Annotated in this window: 18 protein-coding genes; 12 read left to right on the top strand and 6 right to left on the bottom strand. The window is 70.8% G+C overall.

The window, feature by feature from the left end:
* Position 1: 1 nt before the first annotated feature.
* The 6 genes from ACZ45T_RS18315 to ACZ45T_RS18290 all read left to right on the top strand — a co-directional run bounded on the left by ACZ45T_RS18315 (position 2) and on the right by ACZ45T_RS18290 (position 6,232).
* Positions 2-886 (top strand): SDR family NAD(P)-dependent oxidoreductase, encoded by an 885-nt coding sequence (locus ACZ45T_RS18315; protein ID WP_468442412.1) that lies wholly within the window; start codon positions 2-4, stop codon positions 884-886.
* Between the two features lie 20 nt (positions 887-906).
* Complete coding sequence (locus tag ACZ45T_RS18310; protein ID WP_468442410.1) at positions 907-2,196, top strand: amidohydrolase family protein; 1,290 nt, start codon at positions 907-909, stop codon at positions 2,194-2,196.
* Positions 2,196-3,413 carry an amidohydrolase family protein gene (locus ACZ45T_RS18305; protein ID WP_468442408.1) on the top strand — a complete coding sequence of 406 codons (1,218 nt, stop codon included), beginning with the start codon at positions 2,196-2,198 and terminating at the stop codon, positions 3,411-3,413. Before ACZ45T_RS18310 ends, ACZ45T_RS18305 begins: the two co-directional genes overlap by 1 nt.
* Before the next feature lie 112 nt (positions 3,414-3,525).
* Entirely contained in the window at positions 3,526-4,443 is a 918-nt protein-coding gene (locus ACZ45T_RS18300; protein ID WP_468442406.1) for a sterol desaturase family protein, read from the top strand.
* A 71-nt stretch (positions 4,444-4,514) separates the two neighbouring features.
* Entirely contained in the window at positions 4,515-5,159 is a 645-nt protein-coding gene (locus tag ACZ45T_RS18295) for a lysoplasmalogenase (protein WP_468442741.1), read from the top strand.
* Positions 5,160-5,188: 29 nt separating this feature from the next.
* A complete protein-coding gene (locus ACZ45T_RS18290; protein ID WP_468442404.1) occupies positions 5,189-6,232 on the top strand; it encodes a zinc-dependent alcohol dehydrogenase family protein in 1,044 nt (347 codons plus the stop codon).
* Positions 6,233-6,353: 121 nt separating this feature from the next.
* Here ACZ45T_RS18290 and ACZ45T_RS18285 read toward each other — a convergent pair whose 3' ends face one another.
* Positions 6,354-7,898, bottom strand: a complete 1,545-nt coding sequence (locus tag ACZ45T_RS18285) for a S8 family serine peptidase (protein WP_468442402.1) — start codon at positions 7,896-7,898, stop codon at positions 6,354-6,356.
* Between the two features lie 256 nt (positions 7,899-8,154).
* Here ACZ45T_RS18285 and ACZ45T_RS18280 point away from each other — a divergent pair, with 256 nt between their 5' ends.
* From ACZ45T_RS18280 to moaA, 3 genes are all read left to right on the top strand, one after another.
* Entirely contained in the window at positions 8,155-8,520 is a 366-nt protein-coding gene (locus tag ACZ45T_RS18280) for a DUF485 domain-containing protein (protein ID WP_468442400.1), read from the top strand.
* Entirely contained in the window at positions 8,517-10,142 is a 1,626-nt protein-coding gene (locus ACZ45T_RS18275) for a solute symporter family protein (protein WP_468442398.1), read from the top strand. The genes ACZ45T_RS18280 and ACZ45T_RS18275 overlap by 4 nt, the downstream gene beginning before the upstream one ends.
* A gap of 192 nt (positions 10,143-10,334) precedes the next feature.
* Positions 10,335-11,324, top strand: a complete 990-nt coding sequence (gene moaA / locus ACZ45T_RS18270) for a GTP 3',8-cyclase MoaA (RefSeq protein ID WP_468442396.1) — start codon at positions 10,335-10,337, stop codon at positions 11,322-11,324.
* 16 nt (positions 11,325-11,340) lie between these two features.
* Here the strand turns inward: moaA and ACZ45T_RS18265 are convergent, their stop codons facing one another.
* On the bottom strand, positions 11,341-11,592 hold the full coding sequence (locus ACZ45T_RS18265) for a hypothetical protein (RefSeq protein WP_468442394.1): 252 nt from the start codon (positions 11,590-11,592) through the stop codon (positions 11,341-11,343).
* 136 nt (positions 11,593-11,728) lie between these two features.
* Positions 11,729-12,007 carry a DUF3099 domain-containing protein gene (locus tag ACZ45T_RS18260; protein WP_468442739.1) on the bottom strand — a complete coding sequence of 93 codons (279 nt, stop codon included), beginning with the start codon at positions 12,005-12,007 and terminating at the stop codon, positions 11,729-11,731.
* A 262-nt stretch (positions 12,008-12,269) separates the two neighbouring features.
* Between ACZ45T_RS18260 and ACZ45T_RS18255 the strand changes: the two genes are divergently transcribed.
* Entirely contained in the window at positions 12,270-12,548 is a 279-nt protein-coding gene (locus tag ACZ45T_RS18255; protein ID WP_468442392.1) for a GlsB/YeaQ/YmgE family stress response membrane protein, read from the top strand.
* 127 nt (positions 12,549-12,675) lie between these two features.
* Here the strand turns inward: ACZ45T_RS18255 and tyrS are convergent, their stop codons facing one another.
* The 3 genes from tyrS to ACZ45T_RS18240 all read right to left on the bottom strand — a co-directional run bounded on the left by tyrS (position 12,676) and on the right by ACZ45T_RS18240 (position 16,969).
* Positions 12,676-13,944, bottom strand: a complete 1,269-nt coding sequence (gene tyrS, locus ACZ45T_RS18250) for a tyrosine--tRNA ligase (RefSeq protein WP_468442390.1) — start codon at positions 13,942-13,944, stop codon at positions 12,676-12,678.
* A gap of 65 nt (positions 13,945-14,009) precedes the next feature.
* The gene (locus tag ACZ45T_RS18245) at positions 14,010-15,410 is read right to left on the bottom strand and encodes a metallopeptidase TldD-related protein (RefSeq protein ID WP_468442388.1); all 1,401 of its coding nucleotides are present in this window, start codon (positions 15,408-15,410) and stop codon (positions 14,010-14,012) included.
* Positions 15,407-16,969 (bottom strand): TldD/PmbA family protein, encoded by a 1,563-nt coding sequence (locus ACZ45T_RS18240; RefSeq protein WP_468442386.1) that lies wholly within the window; start codon positions 16,967-16,969, stop codon positions 15,407-15,409. Before ACZ45T_RS18240 ends, ACZ45T_RS18245 begins: the two co-directional genes overlap by 4 nt.
* Positions 16,970-17,115: 146 nt before the next feature.
* Here ACZ45T_RS18240 and fabG point away from each other — a divergent pair, with 146 nt between their 5' ends.
* Both fabG and fabI read left to right on the top strand, forming a co-directional pair.
* A complete protein-coding gene (gene fabG, locus ACZ45T_RS18235) occupies positions 17,116-17,835 on the top strand; it encodes a 3-oxoacyl-[acyl-carrier-protein] reductase (protein ID WP_468442384.1) in 720 nt (239 codons plus the stop codon).
* Positions 17,836-17,840: 5 nt separating this feature from the next.
* Positions 17,841-18,611, top strand: a complete 771-nt coding sequence (fabI, locus tag ACZ45T_RS18230; RefSeq protein ID WP_468442382.1) for an enoyl-ACP reductase FabI — start codon at positions 17,841-17,843, stop codon at positions 18,609-18,611.
* The last annotated feature ends 127 nt before the right edge of the window (positions 18,612-18,738 follow it).

Below are 18,738 nucleotides of genomic sequence, written 5' to 3'. Positions count from 1 at the left end.
CATGCGGCTCGAACCAGGACAGGTGGCCGTGGTCACCGGCGCCGCCAGCGGCATCGGTCTCGCGATGGCCCGCCGCTTCGCCGCCGAGGGACTGAAGGTCGTCCTCGCCGACGTGGAGGAGGGCGCCCTGCGCAAGGCCGCCGGCGAACTCGACGCGGACGGGGCCCAGGTGCTCGCCAAGACGGTCGACGTCAGCGACCGCGACTCCGTGATCGAGCTGGCCGACGCCGCGTACGAGGCCTTCGGCGCCGTGCACGTGCTCTGCAACAACGCCGGCGTCGGCTCCGGCGCCGAGGGCCGGATGTGGGAGCACGAGCCCAACGACTGGAAGTGGGCCTTCTCCGTCAACGTGTGGGGCGTCTTCCACGGCATCCAGGCCTTCGTCCCCCGCATGATCGCGGGCGGCGGCCCCGGCCACGTCGTCAACACCTCCTCCGGCGACGGCGGCATCGCCCCGCTGCCCACCGCCTCCGTGTACGCGGTCACCAAGGCGGCCGTGGTCACCATGACCGAGTCGCTCTACGCCCACCTCAAGGCGGAGGGCGCGGCCGTGGGGGCCTCCGTCCTCTTCCCCGGACCGCACATGCTGCGCACCGGACTGTGGGAGTCGCACCGCAACCGGCCCGAGCGGTACGCGAAGCAGCGGCCGCGCAAGTCCCCGTACCGCAGCCTCGACCAGTACGAGGCGGCGATGAAGCGGGCAGGCCACCAGGTGGACTTCACCCCGGTCGAGGAGGTCGCCGGGCACGTGGTCGACGGCATCCGCGCCGACCGCTTCTGGATGCTCCCGGCGAGCGAGCACAGCGACCGGCAGATCCGGGCCCGCTCGCAGTCGATGCTCGACCGGTCCAACCCCGCCTACCTGGAAAGTTTCATCCTCGACTGACTCGACTGAGGGGCGCTCCCGTGAGTGACGCACCGTACGAAGACCCGTACCTGATCATCTCCTCCGACTGCCACGCGGGCCTGCCGACCGAGCAGTACCGGCCGTATCTGGACAGCAGGTTCCACCCCCAGTTCGACGAGTTCCTCGGCGAGCGCGACGCCCGCCGCGCGGAGGCCACTCGCCTGGGCGTCCGCAACGAGGCCTTCGCCGAGAAGTGGTTCCACGACCACGAGGAAGGCCTCAAGGGCGGCTGGGACACCGGACAGCGACTGAAGGAACTCGACGGCGACGGGGTGGCCGCCGAGGTCGTCTTCCCCGACGCGGACGCCGTCGACAGCCAGACCGCCGCCCCCTTCGGGGTCGGTCTCGGCCTCTCGGGCGACCAGGACCCCGAGCTCGGCATGGCGGGCGCGCAGGCGCACAACCGCTGGCTGGCGGAGTTCGTCTCCGAGCATCCCGAGCGCCACTGCGGGGTCGCCCTGCTCCCCATCACCGGCGAGCCTTCGAAGGTCGTCGCGGAGGTCCACCGGGCCAAGGAGTCCGGCCTGGGCGCGCTGATGATCCCCGCGATGTGGGTGGACAAGGCGCCCTACCACGACCGCCGCTACGACCCCGTCTGGGCGGCGGCCGCCGAGACGCAGATGCCGATCGTCACCCACTCCGGGTCCTCGCCGCGCCACGAGTACGGCGACCACCTCGGCATCTTCGTCTCCGAGGTCACCTGGTGGCCGGCCCGCCCGCTCTGGTTCCTGCTCTGGTCCGGGGTCTTCGAGCGCCACCCGGGCCTGAAGTTCGGTGTCGCCGAGTCGGGCTGCTGGTGGCTGCCGAACCAGCTGTGGTTCATGGACCGCCTCTACCTCGGCGCGCACGGCGGCAAGAAGCTCTCCCCCTTCGAGGAGCTGAAGCGCCCGCCGAGCGAGTACCTCGACCGCCAGGTCTTCATCTGCGCGACGAACACCAAGCGCCGGGAGCTGGCGCAGCGCTACGAGATCGGCGTGGACAACATCCTGTGGGGCTCGGACTTCCCGCACCCGGAGGGCACCTGGCCGAACACCCGGAGCTGGCTGAAGAAGACCTTCCACGACATCCCGGTCGCGGAGACCCGCCGGATGCTGGGCCTGGCGGCAGCCGAGGTCTTCGGTTTCGACACGGCCAAGCTGGCCCCGATCGCCCGCCGGATCGGCCCCACCCCGGCCGAGCTCGGCCAGTCCCCGGACCAGGCGGCGGTGGAGGCCTCCTGGGCCCGCTCCCGCGAGGTGGGCCGCCACTGGCTCACCGACCACGACTTCCCGGTCCTGGGGGTGTCCTGATGGAGGACCGCTACACGGTCATCTCGGCGGACTGCCACGCGGGCGCCGACCTGCTGGACTACAAGCCGTACCTGGAGAAGCGCCACCACGAGGAGTTCGACGCCTGGGCCGCCTCGTACGTGAATCCGTACGAGGACCTCCTCGCGGACACGGCCGACCGGAACTGGAACTCCCAGCGCCGCCTTTCGGAGCTCGAAGCCGACGGCATCGTCGCCGAAGTCCTCTTCCCGAACACCATCCCGCCCTTCTTCCCGACCGCCTCCCTGATGGCCCCGGCCCCCACGGCGGCGGAATTCCAGCTCCGCTGGGCGGGCCTGCGGGCCCACAACCGCTGGCTGGCCGACTTCTGCGCGGACGCCCCGGGCCGGCGGGCGGGCGTGGGCCAGATCCTCCTCAACGACGTCGACGAGGCGGTGAAGGAGATCCGCCGCACGAAGGAGGCGGGCCTCACCGGCGGCATCCTGCTCCCGGGCGCCCCGCCCGGATCCGGCATCCCCGAGCTGTACTCCGCCGCCTACGACCCCATCTGGGCGGTCTGCGACGAGCTGGACGTCGCGGTCAACCACCACGGCGGCTCGGCCTCGCCCCCGCTGGGGGACGAACCCGCCGCCCGCGCGGTCTTCATGGTGGAGACCACGTGGTTCTCGCACCGCGCCCTGTGGCACCTCATCTTCGGCGGGGCCTTCCGCCGCCACCCGGGCCTCAAGCTGGTCCTCACCGAGCAGGGCTCGGGCTGGATCCCCGGCGTGATGGAGATGCTGGACTACTACCACGGCCGCCTCGTCGCGGCATCGGCCACGGCCGAGTCCAAGTTCGGGGCGGGCCTCGCGCAGTCCATGGGCAAGGGCCCGAGTGAGGTCTGGCGGGACAACTGCTTCGTGGGAGCCAGCTTCATGCGCCCCCACGAGGTCCCGCTCCGGGAGCGGATCGGCCTCGACAAGATCATGTGGGGCAGCGACTACCCCCACGACGAGGGCACCACCCCCTTCTCCCGCGAAGGCCTCCGCATCGCCTACGCGGGCCTCCCGCGGGCGGAGGTCGCCGCGATGGTCGGCGGCAACGCGGCCCGCGTCTACGGCTTCGACCTCTCCCTGCTGGACGCGGTCGCCGCCAAGCACGGCCCGCTGGTCTCGGAGATCGCCGAGCCGCTCACCGAGATCCCGCCCGCGGCCACCAGCCCGGCCTTCGCCCGCGGCGGCTCGGTCCGCGTCTGGTGACACCCCGGCCGGGCCGGATGGCCGGCCCGGCCGGTACCCGCGGTAACCCCGATGGATACCGATCGGTAACAACCTCTAGCGGCACCCCTGAACACGCCTCTATGGTGCGGACATGCCGAACCTGCCCGATGTCGTGCTGTGGTCCATACCAGCCTTCGTGCTGCTCACCGTCGTGGAGCTGGTGAGCTACCGGATACATCCCGACGAGGATGCCGCCGGGTACGAGACCAAGGACGCCGTCACCAGCATCGGCATGGGAATCGGCAGCATCGGCTTCGACCTGCTCTGGAAGATCCCGGTCGTCGCCATCTACACCGCGGTCTACGAGCTGACCCCGCTGCGCGTGCCGGTCCTGTGGTGGACCGTCCTGCTGATGCTGCTCGTGCAGGACTTCCTCTACTACTTCCAGCACCGCGGGCACCACGTCATCCGCATCCTCTGGGCCTGCCACGTGGTGCACCACAGCAGCCGCAAGTTCAACCTCACCACCGCCCTGCGCCAGCCGTGGACCAGCGCCACCTCCTGGCCGTTCTACCTGCCGATGGTCGCCCTCGGCGTGCATCCGGCCGCGATCCCGTTCTGCTACTCGGTCAACCTCGTCTACCAGTTCTGGGTCCACACCGAGCGCATCGGCAAGCTGCCGCGCCCCATCGAGTACGTCTTCAACACCCCCTCCCACCACCGCGTCCACCATGCCTCCCAGGGCGGCTACCTGGACCGCAACTTCGGCGGGATCCTGATCATCTGGGACCGGATCTTCGGCTCCTGGGTGGGCGAGACCGACAAGCCCGTCTTCGGCCTGACGAAGAACATCAACACCTACAACCCGCTGCGCGTGGCCACCCACGAGTACGCCGCCATCGCCCGGGACGTACGGGCCGCCGGCAGCTGGCGCGAGCGCGCCGGACGGGTCTTCCGCGGGCCCGGCTGGCAGCCGGCGACGGTCCCGACCGAGGCCCCCGCCCCGGCTCCGGCTCCGGCCTCTGCGCCGGCCTCCGCCCCGGCCCCCGCGCAGGAGACCAGCGCGTGAGCGCCGCCGAGTCCACGGGCCGCCGCGCGCCCTCCTGGGCCACCGCGCCCGCGCCCGCAGGGCGGGCCCGCATCGGCCGGGCCGCCCTCACGGCCCTCGCCGCGGCCACCGCCCTCGACCTCGGGTCGCTGCTCGCCGACTGGCACCTCGGGCACGTCATCGCCAAGCCGCTGCTGATGCCGCTGCTCGTCGCCTACGTGGTCACCCGCGGCGCGCCCCGCCTGCTGACCGCCGCCCTGCTGTTCGGCTGGGGCGGGGACCTGGCACTGCTCTTCGACGCCGAGGCCGCCTTCCTGATCGGCATGAGCTCCTTCTCCGCCGGGCACGTCTGCTACCTCGTCCTCTTCGGCCGGCGGGCCACGAACCCGCTGCTCGGGGGCGCGTACGCACTCGCGCTCCTCGGGACGGTCGCGCTGCTCTGGAGCGACCTCCCCGCCGACCTGCGGATCCCCGTGGCCGGCTACAGCCTGCTGCTCACGACCATGGCCTACCGCTCCAGCGCGATGGGCCTGCGGGCCGGGATCGGCGGGGCGCTGTTCCTGGTCTCCGACATGCTCATCGCCACCGGCGTCGCGGAATGGCCCCAGCTGCCCCGCCCCGACTTCTGGATCATGGCCACCTACCTGGCCGCCCAGTACCTCCTGGCCACCGGCAGTCTCGCCGCGCACGAGGCGTACCGTAGGGAAGCCCCACAAGGGCAGCACCGCCAAGACTGAACGATCCCTAGCCGGAGGACTGCACCACCATGCGCGCCACCGTCATCCACGCCCCTCACGACATCCGCGTGGAGGAGGTGCCCGACGCTGCGATCCAGCGCCCCGAGGACGCCGTCGTCCGCGTCCTGCGTGCCTGCATCTGCGGCAGCGACCTCTGGGCCTACCGCGGCGAAGCCGAACGCCAGCCCGGCCAGCGCATCGGCCACGAGTTCCTCGGCATCGTCGAGGAGACCGGCTCCGCCGTGTCGGGGCTGCGCGCCGGCGACCTCGTCGTCGCGCCCTTCATGTGGTCCGACGGCACCTGCGACTACTGCGCCGAGGGACTCTTCACCTCCTGCGAGCACGGTGGCTTCTGGGGCTCGGTCGGCCACGACGGCGGCCAGGGCGAGGCCGTGCGCGTCCCGCACGCCGACGGCACCCTGGTGAAGCTGCCCGCCGCGGCGGTCTCCGACGACCACCTGCTGACCGGGCTGCTCGCGCTCTCCGACGTCATGGGCACCGGCCACCACGCGGCGCTGGGCGCGGGCGTGCGCAAGGGTTCCACGGTCGCGGTCGTCGGCGACGGCGCGGTCGGCCTGTGCGGCGTCCTCGCCGCCAAGCGCCTCGGCGCCGAGCGGATCATCGCACTGGGCCGTCACGCGGCCCGTACGGACATAGCCAAGCTCTTCGGGGCCACCGATGTCGTCGCCGAGCGCGGGGAGGCCGCCGAGGCGGCCGTCCGCGAGCTCACCGGCGGCCGGGGCGCACACGCCGTCATCGAGGCGGTCGGCACCGAGCAGTCCATGCGCACCGCCGTGAACATCACCCGCGACGGCGGGGCCGTCGGCTACGTCGGCGTCCCGCACGGCAGCGGCACCGGTCTCGACCTCGGCGTCATGTTCGACCGCAACATCACCCTGCGCGGTGGCGTGGCCCCCGTCCGCGCCTACATTCCGGAGCTGCTGGAGGACGTGCTCAGCGGCGCGATCGACCCGTCGCCCGTCTTCGACCGGGCCGTGTCCCTGGACGAGGTCCCCGACGGCTACCGCGCGATGGACGACCGCAGTGCGCTCAAGGTGATGATCAAGCCCTGAGTCCTGGGACCTGACGCGGGTAAGGGGCCGGCCGCGGAAAAGGGCCGGACGCGGGAAGGGCCGGACGCGGGAAAGGGCCGGGCGGGGGTGACCCCGCCCGGCCCTTCCCCGTATCAGCCGGTTACTTGACGGCCTTGAGCGCGTCGACCACGCCGTAGCCGTAGTAGCCCGTCTGGCCCCACTTGCTCTGGCAGGTGGCGGCGTCGATCAGCGTGCCCGCGCTGTTGTATATCTGGCTCGGGCAGGCGGCCTTCGTGGCCTGGCCCTTGAGCATCGCCTGGATCTGCGAGGGCGCGGCCGACGGGTGGGCGCTCTTGAGCAGCGCCGCGACGCCCGCCACGTGCGGCGCGGCCATCGAGGTGCCCTGCTTGTAGCCGTAGGCCCCGCCCGGGATGGTCGACAGCACGCGCCCGTTGGCGTCCGGGGTGGCCGGGACCTGCCACTTGTCGCCGCCGGGGGCGGCGACGTCCACGACTCCGAGGCCGAAGCTGGAGTAGTACGAGCGCAGGCCCTTGTCCCCGGTCGCCGAGACCGTGACCACGCCCGGCAGCTGCGTGGGCAGGTCCAGGCAGACCTTGGGGTCGATGGTGCGCGGCCCCGGGGTGGTGTCGTTCGGGCTGGATTCGTCCAGGATCGAGTCCGCGGCCAGGTCGTGGTTGGAGTTGCCGGCCGAGGCCACGTGGAGCGTGCCCTTGCGCTCGGCGTACTTGGTGGCCCGGCCGATGGCCTCCACCAGCGCCTTCTGGTCGTCGTCCGCCTTGCAGTTGTAGAGCCAGGGGTCGACGTAGTAGCTGTTGTTGGTCACCTCGATCCCCTTCTCGGCGGCGAACATGAAGCCGCAGACGACCGCCTCGGTGTAGAAGAGGCTGGTACCGGGCTCGCTCACCTTGATCGCGGCGATCTTCACGCCGGGCGCGACACCGCTGATGCCTATGCCGTTGCGCGGGGCCGCGATGGTGCCGGCCACGTGCGTGCCGTGGTCGCTGCCGTCGGCGTACGGGCGCCAGGCGCCCTCGGTGGTGTCCGCGACACCGCCGACGCAGTTGGCCGACTGGCCCTTGGAGAAGTTCGGGGCCAGATCGGGGTGGGTGTCGTCGACACCCGTGTCGATGATGCCCACGGTGACGTCCGGGCTGCCATCGTTGATCTTGTGAGCCTCGTCGGCCTTGATCGCCCGCAGGTCCCACTGGTTGGACTCGAGCGGCTCCTGACCCTCCTGGGCCTGCGCCGCCGCCTTGGCGGCGTCCGCCTCGCTCAACCGCTGAGTGGCGCCTTCCTCGGTGGTCTGCACGGCCTGCATCGGGGCCGTCCGGGTGGCGCCGACCGACACGAACAGGCCGCGCTGGGCTCGCAGCTGCTTGGCGAAGTCCGGGTTCTGGGAATGTGCGACGACGACCCCGATCTCCTCATAGGCCGTCACCACCGTTCCACCGGCTCGCTCTATGGCCTTCTTGGCGGCCTTCACCGTGGCGTAGGAGTTCAGGTTCGCCACGTACGACAGCTTGGGGCCGGTGGTCTCGGCCTTCGAAGCCGTCGCCGCGTCCGCCGTGTTGCCCAGCGGAGCGGCGGAGGCCGCGACCGAGGGCAGGAAGGCGAGCGAGGCGGTGAGCGCCAGGCCGACCGGTACGGCGAGGGCACGCCGGCGGCCGGATCCCAGATGAGCCATGGGTTCTCCACATCATCTTCGAGAAAGCCGTCCGTACGCGGTCGCGTCGGACGGGTTCATGACACGCGAACCTAGCGTCGCCGTTCCCCTCTGCGCCATCAGTTCGAGAAATCAGTTTCCGAAGAATCCGCGGGTGTTGAACCGTCCCGACGCGCCGGCCGTGCCGTTGACAAGGGGGCTCAGCACCACCGTCCCCCACACGGAGGTTGTTTTGTCCGTCGTCCCCACCGCACCCGCGTCACAAGGAGATCCCCCCGTGACCACCGAAGCAGCGCCGCCGCCGGGCAGCGCGGGAACGCCACTGGCGGGCCCCACGGCCGATGATTTCGCCAGCGTCCAGCAGAGCGCCGAGTTCGGCGAACTGCGCACCTCCTACCGCTCCTTCGCCTTCCCGCTCACCGTGGCCTTCATCGCCTGGTACCTGCTCTACGTCCTGCTGTCCAGCTACGCGGGCGGCTTCATGGGGACCAAGCTCTTCGGCAACATCAACGTCGCCCTCGTGCTCGGTCTCGCCCAGTTCGCGACGACCTTCCTCATCGCCTGGCTGTACTCGCGGCACGCGGCCACGAAGCTCGACCCCAAGGCGGAGGCCATCAAGGCGCGGATGGAGGCCGGCCGATGAGCGCGATCCCGCACCTGACGGTCGCCGCCGGAGCGAGCGAGCACCGCCCGCTGATCATCACCCTGTTCGGGCTGTTCGTCGTCGCCACCCTGATCATCACCATCTGGGCCGGCCGCCAGACCAAGGACGCCGCCGACTTCTACGCGGGCGGCCGCCAGTTCACCGGCTTCCAGAACGGCCTCGCCATCTCCGGCGACTACATGTCCGCCGCGTCCTTCCTCGGCATCGCCGGCGCCATCGCCCTCTTCGGCTACGACGGCTTCCTCTACTCCATCGGGTTCCTCGTCGCCTGGCTGGTCGCCCTGCTGCTCGTCGCCGAGCCGCTGCGCAACTCCGGCCGCTACACGATGGGCGACGTCCTCGCGTACCGGATGCGCCAGCGGCCCGTCCGCACCGCCGCGGGCACTTCCACCATCGTGGTCTCGATCTTCTACCTGCTCGCCCAGATGGCCGGCGCCGGCGTGCTCGTCTCGCTGCTCCTCGGCATCACCAGCGACGGCGGCAAGGTGGCCGTCGTCGCGCTGGTCGGCGTGCTGATGATCGTCTACGTGACCATCGGAGGCATGAAGGGCACCACCTGGGTCCAGATGATCAAGGCCGTCCTGCTGATCGCGGGCGCCCTGCTGATCACCTTCCTGGTGCTGCTGAAGTTCGACTTCAACATCTCCGCCCTGCTGGGCCAGGCCGCCGAGAACAGCGGCCAGGGCACGAAGTTCCTGGAGCCCGGACTCAAGTACGGCAAGGACTCGCTCTCGAAGCTGGACTTCATCTCGCTCGGCCTCGCCCTGGTCCTCGGCACCGCGGGTCTGCCGCACATCCTGATCCGCTTCTACACGGTGCCCACCGCGAAGGCCGCCCGTAAGTCCGTGAACTGGGCCATCGGCATCATCGGCGCCTTCTACCTGATGACCATCGCCCTCGGTTTCGGCGCCGCGGCCCTGCTCAAGCGGGCCGACATCCTCGCCTCCAACAAGGCCGGCAACACCGCCGCCCCGCTGCTCGCCCAGGAGATCGGCGGCGGCGCCGACTCCACCGGCGGTGCCATCCTGCTCGCCGTGATCTCCGCGGTCGCCTTCGCCACCATCCTCGCCGTGGTCGCGGGCCTCACCCTGGCCTCCTCCTCTTCCTTCGCGCACGACCTGTACGTGAACGTGATCCGCAAGGGCAACGCCACGGAGAAGGAGGAGGTGCGCGCGGCCCGCTGGTCCACGGTCGTGATCGGCGCCGTCGCCATCGGCCTGGGGGCGCTGGCCCGCGACCTGAACGTGGCCGGGCTGGTCGCGCTCGCCTTCGCGGTCGCCGCCTCCGCCAACCTGCCGACGATCCTCTACAGCCTCTTCTGGAAGCGCTTCAGTACCCAGGGGGCCCTCTGGTCCATCTACGGCGGGCTGGTCTCGGCGGTCGGCCTGGTGCTGTTCTCCCCGGTCGTGTCCGGCAAGCCCACCTCGATGTTCAAGGACGCGGACTTCTACTGGTTCCCGCTGGAGAACCCCGGCATCATCTCGATCCCGCTCGGCTTCCTGCTGGGCTGGCTGGGAACCGTCCTGTCCAAGGAGAAGGCCGACCCGCAGAAGTTCGCCGAGCTGGAGGTGCGCTCCCTCACCGGAACAGGGGCGCACTGAGCGGGCTCTATGAGTTCGACCGAACACCGAGCGTGGCCGCGTCGTAGGTCCCTACGACGCGGCCACGTTACGTCTCGTTCATTTGGGCACCTCTGGCCGACACACGGGTCGCGTAGTCTCGAAATAGAACGCGTGAAGTAGATCCAAAAGGTCGCGCGTACCTCTACATCCGGACAGGGGAGGGGGCCCACAGTGCTTCTCGACACCTACGGCCGCGTGGCCACTGACCTGCGCGTCTCGCTCACCGACCGGTGCAATCTGCGCTGTACCTACTGCATGCCCGAAGAGGGACTGCAGTGGCTCGGGAAGTCCGACCTGCTGAGCGACGACGAGATCGTCCGGCTGATCCGCATCGCGGTCACGCAGCTCGGCATCACCGAGGTCCGCTTCACCGGCGGCGAGCCGCTGCTCCGCCCCGGCCTGGTCGGGATCGTCGAGCAGTGCGCGGCCCTCGAACCCCGCCCCAAGATGTCCCTGACCACCAACGGCATCGGGCTCAAGCGCACCGCGCAGGCCCTGAAGGCCGCCGGCCTGGACCGGGTGAACGTCTCCCTGGACACCCTGCGGCCCGAGGTCTTCAAGACCCTCACCCGCCGCGACCGGCACCACGACGTCATCGACGGCATGGCCGCCGCCCGCGAGGCCGGCCTCACCCCCGTCAAGGTCAATGCCGTGCTCATGCCGGGGCTCAACGACGACGAGGCCCCCGACCTGCTGGCCTGGGCCGTGGAGAACGAGTACGAGCTCCGCTTCATCGAGCAGATGCCGCTCGACGCCCAGCACGGCTGGAAGCGCGACGGCATGATCACCGCCGGGGACATCCTGGAATCCCTGCGCACCCGCTTCACGCTCACCGAGGAAGGGGCCGACGAGCGCGGCTCCGCCCCGGCCGAGCGCTGGGTGGTCGACGGCGGCCCGGCCACCGTCGGCGTCATCGCCTCGGTCACCCGCCCGTTCTGCGGCGCCTGCGACCGTACCCGGCTCACGGCCGACGGCCAGATCCGTACGTGCCTGTTCGCCACCGAGGAGTCGGACCTGCGCGCCGCCCTGCGCTCGGGCGCCCCGGACGAGGAGATCGCCCGTCTGTGGAAGGTGGCGATGTGGGGCAAGAAGGCCGGGTCCGGCCTCGACGACCCGTCCTTCCTCCAGCCCGACCGCCCGATGTCCGCCATCGGCGGCTGAACGGTCCCCTGCGGGGTCAGCGGAGGCGCTCCGAGCCCTCCGGCTGCACCCACTCGTCGATCTTCACGACGTCCTTGAGGAAACCGCGGACCCCCAGGAACTGGGAGAGCTGTTCGCGGTGCTCCTCGCATGCCAGCCAGGTCTTGCGTCGCTCCGGCGTGTGCAGCTTCGGGTTGTTCCACGCCAGGACCCACACGGCCGCTTCGCGGCAGCCCTTGGCGGAACAGATGGGGGTCTCGTCGGGGCCGGAGAAGTCAGAGGAAGTCACGGCCCAACCCTAGAACGGAAAGGCGACGCCGAGCAGCCACGGGGGGAGCTGCCCGGCGTCGGTCCGTCGCTCCGACGGGGGATGCGGAGCGCGTAGGCAGTATGTCACGCAGGACCCCGTGGAGTGCACCGGAACTTCATGATTGATCTGAGCTTTTCTTGAGCTTTCCGGCGTCCAGCTCCGGCAGCACGGGAGCCGGGACGAAGTGCGAGGGCAGCGAGGGCGTCGACTCGCGCCCCGCGTTGGCGATGACCACGGCCACGTAGGGCAGCAGGGCCCCGGCCACGAGGGTCACGATGGCCACCGGGCGCTGCACGTTCCACAACAGCACGGTCGCGATGACCGACAGGGTCCTGACGGTCATCGAGATCACGTATCGGCGCTGTCGGCCCCGCACGTCCTCGGCGAGCCCCATCCGCGCACCGGTGATCCTGAAGACCTCGGTCCCGTTCCGCTTCTGCCGCTTCGTCCGCTCCACGCTCCACCACCCGATCGCCCGCCGGACACTCCCCGGCCCGGACCTCCCACCGTACGCCGCCCCCGTGTCCGCGAGGAGAGGGGGCCACCCCTGGAGAGTGCCCCGAGGGTGCCCCAATGGAGCTGTCCGAAATGCGCGGTGTGCCGGGTGGACCGAGACTGGGCCCACGTGCGCACAACGCGCCAGGAGGAGGCTCGACATGCATTGGTTGTGGGCGATCATCGTCGGTTTCGTGCTGGGGCTGATAGCCCGGGCCATCCTGCCGGGCAAGCAGCACCAGCCCCTCTGGCTGACCACCGTGTTCGGCATCATCGGTGGTGTCCTCGGCAACGCGGTGGCCACCTGGATCGGTGTCGAGGACACCCGGGGCATCGACTGGGTCCGGCACTTGCTGCAGCTTGCCGGAGCCGTCGCCGTGGTCGGGATCGGCGAGATGATCTACGTGGCCATGCGGGGCGGCAAACGCCAGAGGGTGTGAGGCACCCCGGGGCATGCGCATGACGGAGGGGCCGGCCGGACTGTGTGTCCGAACCGGCCCCTCCGTCATGCTCCGTGCCGTGACGTGCGTGCCGTGACGGCCGTGCCGCCCCGTCAGGCGTCGGGCGTCAGGCGCCGGTGACCTCGACCGCCGCCAGGTTCTTCTTGCCCCGGCGCAGCACCAGCCAGCGCCCGTGCAGCAGGTCCTCCTTGGCGGGAACCGCGTCCTCGGCGGTGACCTTCGCGTTGTTCACGTAGGCGCCGCCCTCCTTCACCGTGCGGCGGCCCGCCGACTTGCTCGCGACCAGGCCGGTCTCCGCGAGCAGGTCGACCACCAGGCCGAGCTCCGCCACCCGGACGTGCGGCAGCTCGGACAGGGCCGCGGCCAGCGTGGCCTCGTCCAGCTCCGCCAGATCGCCCTGACCGAACAGGGCCTTCGACGCGGCGATCACGGCGGCGCACTGGTCGGCGCCGTGCACGAGCGTCGTCAGCTCCTCCGCCAGCGCCCGCTGGGCGGCGCGCGCCTGCGGCCGCTCGGCGGTCTGCGCCTCCAGCGCCTCCAGCTCCTCGCGCGACTTGAAGGACAGGATCCGCATGTAGGTGGAGATGTCCCGGTCGTCCACGTTCAGCCAGAACTGGTAGAACGCGTACGGCGTGGTCATCTCCGGGTCGAGCCAGACGGCCCCGCTCTCGGACTTGCCGAACTTGGTGCCGTCCGCCTTGACCATCAGCGGGGTCGCCAGCGCGTGCACGACCGCGCCCGGCTCGACGCGGTGGATCAGGTCGAGTCCGGCCGTCAGGTTGCCCCACTGGTCGGAGCCGCCCTGCTGGAGCACGCAGCCGTAGCGCCGGTACAGCTCCAGGAAGTCCATCCCCTGGAGCAGCTGGTAGCTGAACTCGGTGTAGCTGATGCCCTGGTCGGAGTCCAGCCGCTTGGCGACCGAGTCCTTCGTCAGCATCTTGTTGACGCGGAAGTGCTTGCCGATGTCCCGGAGGAACTCGATGGCGGACATGCCCGCCGTCCAGTCCAGGTTGTTCACCATGAGCGCCGCGTTCTCGCCCTCGAAGGACAGGAACGGCTCGATCTGGGTGCGCAGCCGGTTGACCCAGTTCGCGATGGTCTCCGGGTCGTTCAGGGTCCGCTCGGCGGTCGGCCGCGGGTCACCGATCTGCCCGGTGGCCCCGCCGACCAGCGCCAGCGGCCGGTTCCCGGCCAGCTGGAGCCGGCGCACGGTGAGCACCTGGACCAGGTGCCCCACGTGCAGCGAGGCGGCCGTCGGGTCGAAGCCGCAATAGAACGTGACCGGACCGTCCGCGAAGGCCTTGCGCAGCGCTTCTTCGTCAGTGGACTGGGCGAACAGCCCACGCCACTTCAGTTCGTCGACGATGTCCGTCACGGTCTCTCGACTCCTTCGGATGATCGGAATTGCAACACTTCGTTGCAACGATCAGTCTAGGTGGGTCAGACGCCCTTGCTGACCGAACTCATGTTGAAATCCGGGATGCGCAGTGCGGGCATCGCCGCCCGGGTGAACCAGTCGCTCCACTCGCGCGGCAGGGTCTTCTCGGTCCGCCCGGCCTCCGACGCCCGCGACAGCAGGTCCACCGGGGACTCGTTGAACCGGAAGTTGTTGACCTCGCCGACGACCTGCCCGTTCTCCACCAGGTAGACGCCGTCCCGGGTCAGGCCCGTGAGCAGCAGGGTGGCCGGGTCCACCTCGCGGATGTACCAGAGGCAGGTCAGCAGCAGACCCCGCTCGGTATCCGCCACCATCTCCTCCAGCGACTTGTCGCCGCCGCCGTCCAGGATCAGGTTCCCGAAGCCGGGGGAGAGGGGCAGGCCGGTCAGCCCGGCGGTGTGCCGGGTCGTGGTCAGCTTGGCCAGCTCACCGTCCCGGATCCAGTCGGTCGCCGGGACCGGCAGGCCGTTGTCGAACACCGAGGCGTCGTCGCCCGAGCTGTGCGCGATCACGAACGGCGCGGACTCCAGGCCCGGCGCGTTCGGGTCGCTGCGCAGGGTGAGCGGCAGCTCGGACAGCTTCTCGCCGAGCCGGGTGCCGCCCCCGGGCTTGGAGAAGACCGTACGGCCCTCCACCGCGTCCCGGGCCGCCGCCGACCACATCTGGTAGATCAGCAGGTCCGCCACGGCCGTCGGCGGCAGCAGCGTCTCGTACCGCCCGGCGGGCAGCTCGATCTTCCGCTCCGCCCAGCCCAGGCGTACGGCGAGCTCGGCGTCCAGCACGGTCGGGTCCACGTCCTTGAAGTCCCGGGTCGAGCGGCCCGCCCAGGCCGAGCGCTGCCGGTCCGGGGACTTGGCGTTGAGCTCCAGGGTGCCCATGGGCTGGTCGTGGCGCAGCCGCAGGCCCGTCGAGGTGCCGACGTACGTGGAGACCAGCTCGTGGTTGGCGAAGCCGTACAGCTCCCGGCCGCCCGCGCGGGCCCGGGCGAAGGCCTCGCCGAGGGCCGGGGCGAAGTCCGCGAACACCGCCGAGGTGGTCTCCGCGGGGGCGTCGGCGAAGTCCGGCGAGTTCGGGGTGCCGGTGATCAGCGGCTGGGAGTCCTCGGCCGGGCCCGCCCCGCGCGCGGCCGCCTCGGCGGCCCGTACCAGCGGCTCCAGGTCGGCGGCGGTGACGGCGGAGCGCGAGACGACCCCCGAGGCCGTGCCCTCCTTGCCGTCGACCGTGGCGATGACCGTGAGGGTGCGGCCGCGGGTGACGCCGTTGGTGGTGAGCGCGTTGCCCGCCCAGCGCAGATTGGCGGTGGACTCCTCGTCGGCGATGACGACGCAGCCGTCGGCGGTGGACAGCTCCAGCGCCCGCTCGACGATCTCGTGGGGCTTGGTGGTGCGAATCGACGAGCTCATCGCCCGGCCTCCTGCGTGGTGTTCAAGATGTTCACGTCGCGGAACAGCGCGGACGGGCAGCCGTGCGAGACCGCCGCGACCTGGCCCGGCTGGGCCTTGCCGCAGTTGAAGGCGCCGCCCAGGACGTAGGTCTGCGGGCCGCCGACCTTCTCCATCGAGCCCCAGAAGTCGGTCGTCGTGGCCTGGTACGCGACGTCGCGCAACTGCCCCGCCAGCTTGCCGTTCTCGATGCGGAAGAACCGCTGGCCGGTGAACTGGAAGTTGTACCGCTGCATGTCGATCGACCAGGAGCGGTCGCCGACCACGTAGATGCCGCGCTCCACCCCGCCGATCAGGTCCTCGGTGGACAGCCCGCCCGGATCCGGTTGGAGCGACACGTTCGCCATCCGCTGGACGGGCACGTGGCCCGGGGAGTCGGCGTACGCGCAGCCGTTGGAGCGCCCGAGGCCGGTCAGCTTCGCGATCCGCCGGTCCAGCTGGTAGCCGACCAGGGTGCCGTCCTTGACCAGGTCCCAGCTCTGCGCCTGGACGCCCTCGTCGTCGAAGCCGACGGTGGCCAGCCCGTGCTCGGCGGTGCGGTCACCCGTCACGTTCATGATCGGCGCGCCGTACTTGAGCTTGCCCAGCTGGTCGAAGGTGGCGAAGGAGGTCCCCGCGTACGCCGCCTCGTAACCCAGCGCCCGGTCGAGCTCGGTGGCGTGGCCGATGGACTCGTGGATGGTGAGCCACAGGTTGGACGGGTCCACCACCAGGTCGTAGCGCCCGGCCTCGACGCTCGGCGCCCGCATCTTCTCGGCGAGCAGCCCGGGGATCTGCTCCAGCTCGGAGTTCCAGTCCCAGCCGGTGCCGGTCAGGTACTCCCAGCCGCGGCCCGCCGGCGGTGCGATGGTGCGCATCGAGTCGAACTCGCCCGTGGTGGCGTTCACGGCGACCGCCGTGAGCTGCGGGTGGATGCGGACCCGCTGCTGCGTGGTCACGGTGCCCGCGGTGTCGGCGTAGAACTTGTTCTCGTGGACGGCGAGCAGCGAGGCGTCCACGTGGGCGACTCCGTCGGCCGCCAGCAGCCGCGAGCTCCAGTCGGCGAGCAGCGCCGCCTTCTCCGCGTCCGGCACCTCGAAGGGGTTCACGTCGTAGGCGGAGATCCAGGTCTTCTCCGAGTGCACCGGCTCGTCGGCGAGCTCCACGCGCTCGTCCGAACCGGCGGCCTTGATCACCTGGGCGGACAGCTTCGCCATGGCCACGGCCTGCGAGGCGACCTTGGCGGCGGCGTCCATGGTCAGGTCCACACCGGAGGCGAACCCCCAGCTGCCCCCGTGCACCACCCGGACCGCGTACCCGAGGTCGGTGGTGTCGGACCCGCCGGAGGGCTTGGCGTCCCGCAGGCGCCAGGAGGCGCTGCGGACCCGCTCCAGCCGGAAGTCGGCATGCTCGGCGCCCAGCGCGCGGGCCCGGGCGAGCGCCGCGTCGGCGAGCGCCCGCAAGGGCAGCGCGGTGAAGGCCGCGTCGATGGTATGGGGCACGGAAGTCCTCCCGGGGTCGGGGCCGGTCGCCCCGATCATGTCGCGATCGGGGCGCTTGTGCCTACATCTTTCTGTAGGGACTCGACAGAGCCCGCAGCAAGGCCCTGTCGGGGACCGATTCTCCGAACGGGCGATGCGACCGATAGGTTTTTGGTATTCAGACCGCTACTCGAAAGGGTGATCCGTTGAGCCGCTCGGTTCTCGTCACCGGAGGAAACCGGGGCATCGGCCTCGCCATCGCCCGAGCTTTCGCGGAGGCCGGCGACAAGGTCGCGATCACGTACCGGTCGGGTGAGCCGCCGGAGGCGCTCACCTCGCTCGGCGTCCTGGCGGTGCGGTGTGACATCACCGACTCCGAGCAGGTGGAGCAGGCCTACAAGCAGATCGAGGACGCGCACGGCGCGGTCGAGGTGCTGGTGGCCAATGCCGGCATCACCAAGGACACGCTGCTGATGCGGATGTCCGAGGAGGACTTCTCCTCGGTCGTCGACACCAACCTCACCGGCACCTTCCGGGTGGTCAAGCGCGCGAACCGTGGCATGCTCCGTGCCAAGAAGGGCCGCGTCGTCCTGATCTCCTCGGTGGTCGGTCTGCTCGGCTCGGCAGGGCAGGCCAACTACGCCGCGTCCAAGGCCGCGCTGGTCGGCTTCGCCCGCTCGCTCGCCCGCGAGCTGGGCTCCCGCAACATCACCTTCAACGTCGTCGCCCCCGGTTTCGTGGACACCGACATGACGAAGGTGCTCACCGACGAGCAGCGCGCGGGCATCGTGGGCCAGGTGCCGCTCGGTCGTTACGCGCAGCCCGAGGAGATCGCGGCAGCCGTCAGCTTCCTGGCGTCCGACAACGCCGCGTACATCACCGGAGCCGTCATTCCCGTTGACGGCGGATTGGGCATGGGTCACTGATCACCATGAGTGGAATCCTCGAGGGCAAGCGCATCCTCATCACCGGAGTGCTGATGGAGTCCTCCATCGCGTTCCACACCGCCAGGCTGGCCCAGGAGCAGGGCGCCGAGGTCATCCTCACCGCCTTCCCCCGGCCGACCCTGACGGAGCGCATCGCCAAGAAGCTGCCGAAGCCCGTCAAGGTCATCGAGCTCGACGTCACCAACGACGAGCACCTGGCCCGCCTGGCGGACCTCGTCCGCGACGAGCTCGGGGGCCTCGACGGCGTCGTCCACTCCATCGGCTTCGCGCCGCAGGACGCCCTCGGCGGAAACTTCCTGAACACCCCGTTCGAGTCGGTCGCGACCGCGATGCACGTCTCGGCGTTCTCGCTGAAGTCGCTGACGATGGCCTGCAAGCCGCTGTTCCCGGAGGAGGGCGCGGCCGTCGTCGGCCTCACCTTCGACGCGCAGTTCGCCTGGCCGCAGTACGACTGGATGGGCCCGGCCAAGGCCGCGCTGGAGGCCACCAGCCGCTACCTCGCCCGTGACCTGGGCAAGGAGAACATCCGCTGCAACCTGGTCTCGGCCGGCCCGATCGGCTCGATGGCCGCGAAGTCCATCCCGGGCTTCTCCGAGCTGGCGGACGTCTGGAACCACCGCTCCATGCTGGAGTGGGACATGAGCGACCCGGAGCCGGCGGGCAAGGGCGTCGTGGCCCTGCTGTCGGACTGGTTCCCGAAGACCACCGGCGAGATCGTCCACGTGGACGGCGGCCTGCACGCGATGGGTGCCTGACCCCCGGTCAGACCCACCGGATCCGTACGGCGGCGGGGGGGGGGGGGGGGGGGGGGGGGGGGGGGGGGGGGGGGGGGGGGGGGGGGGGGGGGGGGGGGGGGGGGGGGGGGGGGGGGGGGGGGGGGGG

The organism is Streptomyces sp. NPDC030995 (assembly GCF_055571215.1).
This window is presented reverse-complemented; position numbering and strand designations above follow the sequence as displayed.